Below are 11824 nucleotides of genomic sequence, written 5' to 3'. Positions count from 1 at the left end.
CCTCGTGGCCTGCGGCCTTTATAGCCTTGTTCCGACCATATCGGAGAGACCTCATGACCTACCATCCCAAATCGGACTTCATGCATGTCATGATGGAGCGCGGCTATCTGGCCGATTGCACCGATTATCAGGGGCTGGACGAGGCCTTGTCCAGCGGCGTGGTCACCGCCTACATCGGCTATGACGCCACGGCGAAATCGCTGCATGTGGGGCATCTCCTCAACATCATGATGCTGCGCTGGCTGCAGAAGACCGGTCACAAGCCGATCACCCTGATGGGCGGCGGCACCACCAAGGTGGGCGATCCGTCGTTCCGATCCGACGAGCGGCCGCTGCTTGGGCCCGAGCAGATCGACGCCAATATCGCCGGCATGCAGCAAGTCTTTGCAAAGTATCTCGACTATGGCGACGATGCGACCGGGGCGCTGATGCTGAACAATGCCGAATGGCTCGACGGGCTGAACTACCTCGAGTTCCTGCGCGACATCGGCCGGCATTTCTCGGTCAACCGGATGCTGAGCTTCGAGAGCGTCAAGTCGCGGCTCGACCGCGAGCAATCGCTGTCCTTCCTCGAGTTCAACTACATGATTTTGCAGGCCTATGACTTCCTCGAGCTGAACCGCCGCTACGACTGCGTGCTGCAGATGGGCGGGTCGGATCAATGGGGCAATATCGTCAACGGTATCGACCTGACGCGCCGGGTGCTCGACCACGAGATCTTTGGTCTGACCTCGCCGCTGCTGACCACCTCTGACGGTCGCAAGATGGGCAAATCGCAGGGCGGCGCGATGTGGCTCAACGCTGACATGCTCTCGCCTTACGAGTTCTGGCAGTTCTGGCGCAATTCCACCGATGCCGATGTCGGCCGGTTCCTCAAGCTCTACACCGAGATCGACGTCGCCGAATGCGACCGTCTGGGGGCGCTGGCGGGATCCGAGATCAACGAGGCCAAGATCGTGCTGGCAAATGCGGTGACCACGCTCTGCCATGGCGCCGAGGCGGCCGCCGCTGCCGAGGCGACGGCGCGCGAGGTCTTCGAGAAAGGCGGCGTGGGTGACGACCTGCCGACCCTGACGCTCACCTCCGACGAGGTGGCCGAAGGCATCTCGATCGTGCAGGTGATCGTGCGGGCCGGTCTGGCGAAATCCGGCAAGGAGGCCAAGCGGCTGATCGCCGAGAACGGGGCTCGGCTCGATGATGCGCCGCTGACCGACGCCGGGCTGATGCTCGACGCGGGCGCGCTGGCTTCGCCGATCAAGCTGTCGGCGGGCAAGAAGCGGCACGCGCTGGTGCAGCTGGGCTGAAGCGGAAGCGAGGGGCCAGCCCCTCGCGCTCGGCAGGTCTATCCGAGGGGCCAGCCCCTCGCGCTCAGCACAGTCATGCGAGGGGCCAGCCCCTCGCGCTCCCCGAGGTATTTCCGAACAAGAGAAGCCAGGGGCGCCGCGCTTTTGGAGGGCGCCGCGCCTAGAGCAACAACCACTCCGTCAGCCAGAGCAGCAGCCCGGCCGGCAGGGCCAGGCCGGCAGAGAACAGCGCGAGCCCGGCGAGGGCGAGGCGCGGCGGCGGGGCGTGGACGCCCATGACTAAGTGTTTTTTCATGTGGCCATTAATGACTGATTCACCTGAATCAGATGTTAATGGCCACATGACCTTTCACGCCTCTCACTTCGCAGCGGTGCAGAACGCGCCGTTTCAGCAGCATCCGGCCTATGGCGCCGCGCTCACGCATCTGGGCCGCCCGCCCCTGCGCATCGGTCTCGGCCTGTCGGGCGGCGAGGTGCAGGTGGTTCGGCGGCGCTTTGGCCCGCTGGGCACCGTCGCGCTGATCTCGCGCGCCGATGTCACCCGGCGCGATCTCGGGCGATTGCGCAGCGCCTGTGCCTGCCGGACCTTCCTGATCAACGCCGAGACACCGGGCGCGGCGCCGGGCCTGCAGCTCAGGACCGGGGCGCATGTGGCCGATCTGTCTCTGGAAGGGACGGCCAGCGCGCTTCGGGCACGGATGGCGCAGAAGTGGCGCAACCGGCTTAACCGCGCGGCTGACAGCGGGCTGAAGGTGGCGACGCTGGCACTGCCACCCGACCCCGGGCACTGGCTGTTGCGGATCGACCAGGCGCAGCAGGTGGTGAAGCGGTATCGCGGCTATCCGCCGCTCTTCACCGCCGCCTTTGCCGCCGCCAACCGCGGCCAGGCGCGGATCTTCGAGGCGCGGCGGCGGGGCGAGCCGGTGGCGGCCCTGCTGTTTCTCTGCCACGGCGCGGTCGCCACCTATCATATCGGCTGGTCGGGGCCCGAGGGCCGGGAAAGCTCGGCGCATCACCTGCTGCTCTGGCGGGCGATGCTGGGGCTGGCGTCGCGCGGGGTCACGCGGCTCGATCTGGGGATGGTGGATACCGTCACCGCGCCGGGGCTGGCGCGGTTCAAGCTGGGCTCCGGCGCGCAGTGCCGGGCCCTGGGCGGGACCTGGCTGGCGCGGGCATGACCCCCCGCGCGCCGCCAGGTCCCTGCCCCTGTCAGTGGCCGCCGAGGATGCCGGTGCGGACGTGGTAATCGACCGCCAGCTCGTAATCGGGGTCGTCGTCGCTGTCGACCATCAGGTGGCCGGCCTTGGTCAGCAGGCTGTGGCAATCGCGGCTCAGGTGACGGAGCTTGATTACCTTGCCGGCGGCCTCGTACTTGATGGCGATCGCCTCGATCGCCTGCAGCGCCGACTGGTCGACCACCCGGCTCTCGGCAAAGTCGACGATCACGGTGTCGGGGTCATTGGCGATGTCGAAGAGCTCGATGAAGCCGTCGGCGGAGCCGAAGAACAGCGGGCCCTGAATCTCGTAGACCTTGGCACCCTTGTCGGTGATCGACTCGCGGGTGCGGGCGTGGATGCGCCGGGCGTTGTTCCAGGAATAGGCCAGCGCCGAGACGATCACGCCCACGACCACGGCCACCGCGAGGTCTTCGTAGACGGTGACGGCGGTGACCAGCAGGATGACGAAGGCATCCATCTTCGGCACCTTGCGCAGGATGGTCAGCGAGTTCCAGGCGAAGGTGCCGATCACCACCATGAACATCACGCCGACCAGCGCCGCCAGCGGGATCACCTCGATGATTGGCGAGGCAAAGAGGATGAAGATCAGCAGGAAGACCGCCGCCGCGATGCCGGCGATGCGGGTGCGGCCGCCGGATTTGACGTTGATCATCGACTGGCCGATCATCGCACAGCCTCCCATGCCGCCGAAAAAGCCGGTGACGGTATTGGCCACGCCCTGGGCGATGCATTCCTGGCTGGCGCCGCCGCGCTTGCCGGTGATCTCGCCCACCAGGTTCAGCGTCAGCAGCGATTCGATCAACCCGATCGCGGCAAGGATCACCGCATAGGGCAGGATGATCTGGAAGGTTTCCCAGGTCAGCGGCACCATCGGGATGTGGAACTGCGGCAGCCCGCCCTGGATCGAGGCCATGTCGCCCACCCGCGGCACGTCGATGCCGAAGGCGATGACCAGCGCCGCCACAACGCCGATGCCGGCGAGCGGCGCCGGGATCACCTTGGTGATCTTGGGCGTCGCCCAGATGATGACCATGGTCAGCGCCACCAGCCCCAGCATTGTCGCCAGCGGCAGGCCGGTCAGCCATTCGCCGCCGCCCATGCCGTGGCCCGAGGCCTCGGCCGAGCCCGGCACCTTGAACTGGGTCAGCTGGGCGAGGAAAATCACGATCGCCAGCCCGTTGACGAAGCCCAGCATCACCGGGTGTGGCACCAGCCGGATGAACTTGCCCCATTGCATGGCGCCGGCGAATATCTGCAACAGCCCCATCAGGACGACGGTGGCAAAGAGGTATTCGACCCCGTGCTCGGCCACCAGCGCCACCATGACAACCGCCAGGGCGCCGGTCGCGCCCGAGATCATGCCGGGCCGGCCGCCGATCAGGGCGGTGATCAGACCGACGAGGAAGGCGGCGTAGAGGCCCACCAGCGGGTGGACACCGGCGACGAAGGCAAAGGCCACCGCCTCTGGGACAAGCGCCAGCGCCACGGTGAGGCCGGAGAGCAATTCGATCCGCAGCCGCCCCATGGTAAAGCCCTCGTCGGGCATCCAGCGGAGGTCGGGCATGGCAGAGCCCTTGGCGAATGAGGCCAGCAAGGCGCGTTTCATCTGGGGATCCTGATTTCGTGATTGGTTGCGCTAGCGCTATAAGGCGCTGGCGCGCGGAATGCTACCCCGCGGGGCACTGGGGATGGCGGCTCTGCAACGGGGGCAAGGCAAGTTCTCGTGCCACGGCCCGAAGTCAAGGCCGCAGGCCGCCGGGCCAGCGGCTGCCCGCCGGGCCGGGCTGCCGCTTTGGCTGGGCTGGACGCATCGCTCGGAAGTCTCTCTGACTCGGCTGAGATAAAGCGCGGCTGAACGTCCGACAGTGCGGCACCCCACGGGCAGCCGCTGGCCCGGCTTGCGCTCGATGCACCGCTGTCTAAGGTGGCGCCGACAACAGACGGAGCGTGCAGATGGCGGAGACGATGATCGGGGTGATCGGCGGATCGGGGATTTACGAGATCGCCGGGCTGAGCGGGGCCGAGTGGGTCTCGGTCGACACCCCCTGGGGCACCCCTTCGGACCAACTGCTGACCGGTACGCTGGACGGGGTGAAGATGGCTTTCCTGCCACGCCATGGCCGCGGCCATGTGCATGCCCCCGCGACCGTGCCCTACCGCGCCAATGTCGACGCGCTCAAGCGGATCGGCGTCACCGACGTGATCTCGGTCTCGGCCTGTGGCTCGTTCCGCGAAGACATGGCGCCTGGCGATTTCGTCATTGTCGACCAGTTCATCGACCGCACGATTGCGCGCGAGAAAAGCTTCTTCGGCACCGGGTGCGTCGCCCATGTGAGCGTGGCCCATCCCACCTGCCCGCGCCTGTCCGACGCCTGCGAGGTGGCGGCACGGGACGCTGGTATCAAGGTGCATCGCGGCGGCACCTACCTCGCGATGGAGGGCCCGCAGTTCTCGACCCTGGCGGAGTCGAAGATGTATCGCGAAAGCTGGGGCGCCGACGTGATCGGCATGACCAACATGCCAGAGGCCAAGCTCGCCCGCGAGGCCGAGCTCTGCTATGCGAGCGTCGCGATGATCACCGATTACGACAGCTGGCACCCCGATCATGGCGAGGTCGACGTGACGCAGATCATCGCCACGCTGATGGGCAACGCCGAGAAGGGGCGCGACCTGGTGGGCCGGCTGCCGGCGCTTCTGGGGGCCGAGCGGGCGCCCTGCCTGCATGGCTGCGACCGGGCGCTGGAACATGCCATCCTGACCGCGCCCGACAAACGCGATCCGGAGGTGATGGCGCGGCTCGACGCGGTGACGGGGCGGGTTCTGAACCGGGCGCCGGGCTGACATAGGGGACACACAGGATGAACTTCGACCTCTGGCTGACCTTCGTGGCGGCCTCGACCGCGCTCTTGCTGATCCCGGGCCCTACGGTGCTGCTGGTGCTGAGCTATGCACTGTCCAAGGGCCGCAGCGTCGCTGTGGCCTCGGCGGCGGGGGTGGCGACCGGGGATTTCATTGCCATGACGGCCTCGCTGGCGGGGCTCGGGGCGCTGGTGCTGGCCTCGGCCACGCTCTTTACCCTGCTGAAATGGCTGGGCGCCGCCTACCTCGTCTGGCTGGGGATCAAGCTGCTCCGCTCGGCGCCCTCCGACGGGCTGGCGGCCGAGCGTATCCGCGCCGATGTCACCCCGCGCGGGGTCTTTGGCCATGCGGCGGCGGTGACGGCGCTGAACCCGAAATCCATCGCCTTTTTCATCGCCTTCGTGCCGCAGTTCCTTGACCCCGCCGCGCCGCTGGTGCCGCAGTTCGCGGTGCTGATCGCCACCTTCGTGGGCCTCGCGGCGCTGAACGCGCTGGCATTCGCGCTGCTGGCCGACCGGCTGCGGCGGATGATCTCGCGCCCCGGAGTGATCACCTGGATCACCCGCGCCGGCGGCGGCGCACTGATCGCCATGGGGGTGATGACCGCCAGCCTGCGGCGCGCCGCCTGAGATCAGCGCTTGCCGGCGTTCTTCTTCATGAACTTGCGGATGAAATGCCGGATCTCTCGCGCCGCGGTGGTGTCGAGCTCGCGGCAGAGCGCGACAAAGTCATCGCGTTCCTGCTTGTCGAGCCGCAGGATCAGCTGCGCATCCTTGTTGGCGGTCCTGGTCTTTTCCGGCTTGTCGCTCACGTCACTGATCCGGCCCTTGAAAATCCTGGCGCCGAAGTGTATATACATTGCATAGGTGACGCCGCGCGATGCTATGTCGCCACAGGTCAAAAGGAAAGGGTTAATATGTTACCGACAAGTATCGCCAGAGCCCTCCTGGTGCGTGACCGGATGGACTGGAACCGCCCGCATGCCACCTGGCTGACCCGCAAATTCTATGCGCTGCGCTTTCCGAAAAAGCACGACGGCCACCCGAAGTGGCGGGGCTGATCAGAAGCTGTAGCCAAAGCGCGCGATATCCGCGGCGCAGACCCTGGCGATGATCGCGGCGCCCGCATCGTCGTAATACGCCCGATAATCTGCTGTCCGATCCGACCGGTTGGCATGCGGCATCTCGAGTTGAAAACCGAGATGCGCCTCGAGCGGTGCCTTGTCGGCCTCGAGATGTTCGAGCCGCAGGAAGAGCGCCTCGCGCTCCCGGCCCTGCGCGTCGGTTACATAGCGAGCGGCGGGGCTGTGCTGCAGGCTGGCCTGGACATGCTCGGCCCGTAGGAAATCGGCGAAGCTCAGGCTCTGCGCCAGCGTCACGGCGGGATGGTCAAAGCTCTGGGTCCGCAGCCAGTGGTAATAGCTCACCACCCGGTCCCAAGGGTTGCGCACAAGGGTGAAGATCAGGAAATCATTCAACTCTTCCGGCCCGACCACCCCGTCGATATCGGCCAGCATCGCGTGTTTCCAGAGCCGCCCGCGCGCGGTCAGCGCCTTGAGGCGCTTCCTGCGCCGCTGCGCCTTGGGGGTGTCACCGATCAGGATGTCATCGGCCTTGGCGCGGTCTTCCAGCGCCAGCGCCATGGCGGTGCCACCGGTCTTTGGGATGTGGACAAAAATGTAGCGCCGGCCGCGAGAGATGATCATCGCACCTTGCTACCCGTCCCGCAGCCGCCAGACAATCACCAGTCCGGCGGCGGCGATCAGCGCGATGCCCGCCACCTCGTTCCAGCCGACCCGGTGACCATAGAGCGCAAAGCCCGCCAGCGGCCCGAAGATGAAGACCGAATATTCGAAGACCGCCACATAGGACGCATCGCCCAGCGCATAGGCCCGGGTCAGAAGCCCCACCCCCAGCACCGAGAACACTGACTGGATCAGCAGGAGCCAGAGCGCCAGAGGCGACAGCGGCCAGACCCAGCCTCGGGCGACAAAGCCTGCCGCGCCCTCGGCCACCTCGGGCTGCAGCACCGCCAGCGCGGTCAGCCCGGTCACGCCGATCACGCCTTGGGCCAGGAACATCGCCAGCAGCATGGCCAGTATGTCCTCGCCGGCGCAGACCGTGCGGGTGGCAATCGCCCCCAGCGCATAGAACAGCCCGCCCAGCACCGGCAGGAAGGTGGCGATGCTCAGGCTGGTCGGATCGGGGCTCAGCACCACGAGGATGCCGGTAAAGCCCATGCTCACCGCCAGGATGCGCCAGGGCCCGATCGGCTGGCGCAGGGCCAACGCGGTGATCACCAGCACGAAAACCGGCGAAGTGAAGAGGCCCGAGAGCGCCTGGGCAATCGGCATCAGCGACAACGCGCCGAAGTAGAACATCATCGAGACCGCCAGCAGCGCCCCGCGCAGCGCCACGGCCCAAGGCCGCCGCGGCACCACCGTGCCAAAACCCAGCCGCGCCGCCAGCACCACCAGCGGCAGCGCCAGCACCAGCCGGGCGAGGTAGAATTGCCAGAGGCCGATCTCTTCGGCCAGCGTCGGCACGAAATTGTCGATCACGCCGATCACGGCCATGGCGCCTAACATCGAGGCCGCGGCGGCCAGCGGACGGGTTTGGGGAAGTGCACTGCTCATGGGGGGCAACGGGCCTGCTTGCGGGAGGTCTGTCTTGCCTTATAACGACATGAACTGGCGCAAAAGGGGAGATGACCATGGGCTGGCTGGCGGACGAGACCGGGTTGGACCGAAACCCCGCAAACTACGTGCCGCTGACGCCGCTTTCGATGCTGCAGCGCGCCCTGCGGATCTTTCCTGAACGCCTGGCCGTGGCCTATGGCAGTCACCGCAAGACCTATGCCGAGTACCACGCCCGCTGCACCCGGCTGGCCGCGGCGCTGGCCGGCGCCGGCATCAAGCCCGGCGACGTGGTGGCGACGGTCCTGCCTAACATCCCCGCCCAGGCCGAGGCGCATTTCGGCGTGCCGGCCTGCGGCGCGGTGCTCAACACCATCAACACCCGGCTCGAGCCCGAGACCATCGCCTATATCCTCGACCATGGCGGCGCGCGGCTGGTGCTGGTCGACAGCCAGGTGTTGCCGGTGGTGACCGAGGCGCTGGCGCTGATGAAAAGCGTGGCACCGGGGATCGTCGAGGTGCCCGACGCCGAGGCCGGTCACCCGGCCAGCGGCGATCACCTGGAATACGAGGACTTTCTCGCCACCGGCGATGACGGCTTTACCTGGATCCTGCCGCAGGACGAATGGGAGAGCATTGCGCTCAGCTACACCTCCGGCACCACCGGCCGGCCCAAGGGCGTGGTGACCCATCACCGCGGCGCCTATCTCAGCGCGATGGCGCAGCCGATCTCCTGGCGCATGGTGCTTTATCCGCGCTATCTGACCATCGTGCCCCTGTTTCACTGCAACGGCTGGTGCCACACCTGGATGATGCCGCTTCTGGGCGGGACGCTGGTCTGCTGCCGCGACATCACTGCGCGGGCGATATTCGACGCCATTGCCGACGAGGGCGTGACCCATTTCGGCGGCGCGCCGATCGTGCTCAACATGCTGGTCAATGCCCCCGAGGCCGAGCGGCGCCGCTTCGATCACCGGGTCGAGGTGTTTACCGCCGGCGCGCCCCCTGCCCCGGCAACCCTGGCCAAGATCGAGCCGATGGGCTTCAACATCACCCAGGTCTACGGGCTGACCGAAACCTATGGCCCCGGCACCGAATGCACCTGGCGCGACGAGGACTGGCAGGCGCTGACGCCCGAGGATCGCGCCGCGGTCAAGGCGCGGCAAGGCGTGGCGATGCCGATGATGGACGAGATCACCGTGCTCGACCCCGACAGCCTGAAGCAGGTGCCGATGGACGGCACCACCCAGGGCGAGATCATGTTCCGCGGCAATGCGGTGATGAAGGGCTATTACAAGAACCCCGAGGCCACCGCCCAGGCCTTCAAGGGCGGCTATTTCCACTCCGGCGACATCGCCATCCAGCATCCAGACAGCTACATCCAGATCGCCGACCGCGCCAAGGACATCATCATCTCTGGCGGCGAGAACATCTCGTCGGTCGAGGTCGAAGCGGCGCTGATGGACCATGATGCGGTGTCGCTGGCGGCGGTGGTGGCCCGGCCGGACGAAAAATGGGGCGAGGTGCCCTGCGCCTTTATCGAGCTGAAGGATGGCCACGAGGCCAGCGAGGACGAGCTCATTGCCTTTGTCCGGTCCCGACTTGCGGGTTTCAAGACGCCGAAAAAGGTCGTATTCCGTGAACTGCCGAAAACATCGACCGGCAAGATCCAGAAATTCGAACTGCGCACGATTGCCAAGGACCTTTGATCCTAAATGACTTTACCGGCCCTGCCGCTGTATCGCCTTGCCGTATCCGTCGCCTGGCCGCTTGTCGCGCTGGTGCTGCTGGCGCGGGTGATCTCGGGGCGCGAGCGGCTGCGCGACTGGGCGGAGCGCACCGGGCTGTCGCTGGGCCGGGCCGAGGGCGCGCATCTCTGGGTGCATGCGGCCTCGAACGGCGAGTTGACCTCGGCGCGGCCGGTGATCCTGGCGCTGCACGATCTTCGCCCCGACCTGAAGTTCCTGATCACCAGCAATTCGCTCACCGCCCGCGACCTGGCACAGGCTTGGGACCTGCCGGGCCTGACGGCGCGGCTGGCGCCCTTTGACACCCGGTGGTCGGCGGCCGCCCTCTGCCGGCGCTACGGCGTCATCGGTCACGTGCTGCTCGAGGCGGAGTTCTGGCCCAACCGGGTGACCACCCTCTCCGACCGCGGTCTGCCGGTGATGGCCATCGGCGCGCGGCTGTCGATGCGCACGGCGCAATCCTGGCGCAAGCTGGGCACCCTGCCCCGGCAGATGCTGGCGCGGCTGAGCTTCGTCTCGGCGCAGGACGATGGTTCGCGCCGCCGGTTGCGCGACTTCGGGCTGACGCCGGATCAGAACGCGCCGGTGCTCGACCTCAAGGCCTTCTACGTGCCGCCCGCCGGGCTGACCATCGACCCGAAGCTGCGGGCCGCCTTTGACCGCGAAGCCACCTGGCTGGCCGCCTCGACCCACGAGGGCGAGGACGAGATCGTCATCGCCGCCCATGCACGGCTCTTGCGCAGGCGCCCCGAGACCCAGCTGATCATCGCCCCCCGCCACCCCCGCCGCGGCGACGAGATCGCCGCCATGGTGCGCGACGCAGGCCTCGCGGTGACCCAACGCTCGAAACGCCAGGCGCCACAGCCCGGCGCGGTCTATGTCGCGGATACGCTTGGGGAAATGCCGCTCTGGTACCAGCTGGCCGGCACCACCTTCATCGGTGGCTCGCTGGTCGAAAAAGGCGGTCACACGCCGTTTGAACCGGCGGTGTTCGACAGCACCCTGCTGCACGGCCCCGACACCAGCAACTTTACCCGCATCTTCCGCATGCTCGACGTGGCCGGCGCCGCGATCCAGGTCGATACAGCCGAGGAGTTGTCCCGCGCGTTGCTTCAGGTGCGCGACCCCGACCGCCGCGACGCGATGCGCCGCAAGGCGCATGAGCAGCTCGACGAGCCCGCCGATCTGGCCGAGGTTCTGACCCGGATTCTTGCGCTTTTGCCGAGCTGAGAGCGGCGGTTTTACTGGAAATTTCAGCAAGAAACGCCTGCGGCAGGAATGTCACATCCGCGCGTGACGAGTTGAACTTGCCCGGCAAATGGCTATGTCTTTTTCAATCAAGGATCGGTCAAGACGATGATTCATTATGCGTTGAAATGCAGCGCGGACCACAGGTTCGAGAGCTGGTTCCAATCCGCCGCCGCCTTTGACAAGTTGCAGGCGGCCGGCATGGTGGCCTGCGCCGTCTGCGGCATCAGCGAGGTTGACCGTGACCTGATGGCACCGCGGGTGTCGCATGGCAGCGCGCGCAAGCCCGAGAGCGAGGAAAAGCCGCTCTCGACCCCGGCCTCGCCCGCCGAGCAGGCGCTGGCCGAACTGAAAAAGCACATCGAAAAGACCTCCGAGGACGTGGGCCGCAACTTTGCCCGCGAGGCCCGCGCCATTCATCTGGGCGAGGCCCCGAGCCGCGCGATCCGCGGCGAGGCCAAGCCGGAAGAGGCCCGACAGCTGGTCGAGGAAGGCGTGCCGATTGCCCCCCTGCCGTTCCGAGTGGGTCGGAAGTCGAACTGAGGCCTCTTTAAGGCCGCCCCCTCCTCAAGCGCGACAGGTGCGGAATCAAGGCCGCAGGCCGCCGCGCCATCGCCATGCTGGAAGCATGCCTATGGCATGACCCACCCCCTCGGCCCGGCGATTGGGTGACGTGCGCGCATCGCTTTTCCAAAGCGCGCCAATGGCTTGAAAAAATAGCACAGACCTCAGGTCGCATCGCCACGCCGCGGCCCGTCGATGGCGCGGCTTTCGCAGTGGGGCGGCTGACGC

General features: G+C 66.9%; 13 protein-coding genes. 8 read left to right on the top strand and 5 right to left on the bottom strand.

All coding sequences use genetic code 11. The annotated features are described in order from the left end of the window. Positions 1–53 precede the first annotated feature (53 nt). The gene (gene tyrS, locus ACN0SE_RS03560) at positions 54–1304 is read left to right on the top strand and encodes a tyrosine--tRNA ligase (protein WP_417523106.1); all 1251 of its coding nucleotides are present in this window, start codon (positions 54–56) and stop codon (positions 1302–1304) included. 160 nt (positions 1305–1464) lie between these two features. Here the strand turns inward: tyrS and ACN0SE_RS03555 are convergent, their stop codons facing one another. Next, a complete protein-coding gene (locus ACN0SE_RS03555) occupies positions 1465–1599 on the bottom strand; it encodes a hypothetical protein (RefSeq protein WP_417523105.1) in 135 nt (44 codons plus the stop codon). 46 nt (positions 1600–1645) lie between these two features. On the opposite strand from ACN0SE_RS03555, the gene ACN0SE_RS03550 reads away from it, so the two are divergent. Next, a complete protein-coding gene (locus tag ACN0SE_RS03550; protein ID WP_417523104.1) occupies positions 1646–2482 on the top strand; it encodes a GNAT family N-acetyltransferase in 837 nt (278 codons plus the stop codon). Between the two features lie 31 nt (positions 2483–2513). Here the strand turns inward: ACN0SE_RS03550 and ACN0SE_RS03545 are convergent, their stop codons facing one another. Continuing rightward, positions 2514–4148 (bottom strand): SulP family inorganic anion transporter, encoded by a 1635-nt coding sequence (locus ACN0SE_RS03545; protein WP_417523103.1) that lies wholly within the window; start codon positions 4146–4148, stop codon positions 2514–2516. Between the two features lie 347 nt (positions 4149–4495). Here ACN0SE_RS03545 and ACN0SE_RS03540 point away from each other — a divergent pair, with 347 nt between their 5' ends. Both ACN0SE_RS03540 and ACN0SE_RS03535 read left to right on the top strand, forming a co-directional pair. Beyond that, positions 4496–5383: an S-methyl-5'-thioadenosine phosphorylase gene (locus tag ACN0SE_RS03540; protein WP_417523102.1), complete on the top strand. Its 888-nt coding sequence runs from the start codon at positions 4496–4498 to the stop codon at positions 5381–5383. Positions 5384–5400: 17 nt separating this feature from the next. Continuing rightward, positions 5401–6030, top strand: coding sequence for a LysE family translocator (locus tag ACN0SE_RS03535; protein WP_417523101.1), 630 nt, complete (start codon positions 5401–5403; stop codon positions 6028–6030). A gap of 2 nt (positions 6031–6032) precedes the next feature. Here ACN0SE_RS03535 and ACN0SE_RS03530 read toward each other — a convergent pair whose 3' ends face one another. Continuing rightward, positions 6033–6260 (bottom strand): hypothetical protein, encoded by a 228-nt coding sequence (locus ACN0SE_RS03530; protein ID WP_417523100.1) that lies wholly within the window; start codon positions 6258–6260, stop codon positions 6033–6035. A 57-nt stretch (positions 6261–6317) separates the two neighbouring features. Here ACN0SE_RS03530 and ACN0SE_RS03525 point away from each other — a divergent pair, with 57 nt between their 5' ends. Next, positions 6318–6461, top strand: a complete 144-nt coding sequence (locus ACN0SE_RS03525) for a hypothetical protein (RefSeq protein WP_417523099.1) — start codon at positions 6318–6320, stop codon at positions 6459–6461. Here the strand turns inward: ACN0SE_RS03525 and ACN0SE_RS03520 are convergent, their stop codons facing one another. Further along, on the bottom strand, positions 6462–7106 hold the full coding sequence (locus tag ACN0SE_RS03520) for a sulfotransferase family 2 domain-containing protein (protein WP_417523098.1): 645 nt from the start codon (positions 7104–7106) through the stop codon (positions 6462–6464). A gap of 9 nt (positions 7107–7115) precedes the next feature. Continuing rightward, positions 7116–8036, bottom strand: coding sequence for a DMT family transporter (locus ACN0SE_RS03515; RefSeq protein ID WP_417523097.1), 921 nt, complete (start codon positions 8034–8036; stop codon positions 7116–7118). A gap of 77 nt (positions 8037–8113) precedes the next feature. Here ACN0SE_RS03515 and ACN0SE_RS03510 point away from each other — a divergent pair, with 77 nt between their 5' ends. The 3 genes from ACN0SE_RS03510 to ACN0SE_RS03500 all read left to right on the top strand — a co-directional run bounded on the left by ACN0SE_RS03510 (position 8114) and on the right by ACN0SE_RS03500 (position 11575). Continuing rightward, positions 8114–9745, top strand: a complete 1632-nt coding sequence (locus ACN0SE_RS03510; RefSeq protein ID WP_417523096.1) for an AMP-binding protein — start codon at positions 8114–8116, stop codon at positions 9743–9745. A gap of 6 nt (positions 9746–9751) precedes the next feature. Then, the gene (locus ACN0SE_RS03505) at positions 9752–11014 is read left to right on the top strand and encodes a 3-deoxy-D-manno-octulosonic acid transferase (RefSeq protein ID WP_417523095.1); all 1263 of its coding nucleotides are present in this window, start codon (positions 9752–9754) and stop codon (positions 11012–11014) included. Between the two features lie 126 nt (positions 11015–11140). Next, positions 11141–11575, top strand: a complete 435-nt coding sequence (locus ACN0SE_RS03500; protein WP_417523094.1) for a DUF1178 family protein — start codon at positions 11141–11143, stop codon at positions 11573–11575. Positions 11576–11824: the final 249 nt, after the last annotated feature.

This window comes from Marinovum sp. (assembly GCF_048263515.1).
Lineage (GTDB): Bacteria > Pseudomonadota > Alphaproteobacteria > Rhodobacterales > Rhodobacteraceae > Marinovum.
Note: the sequence above shows the minus strand (reverse complement) of the source record. Positions and strands in the feature narration are given on the sequence as shown.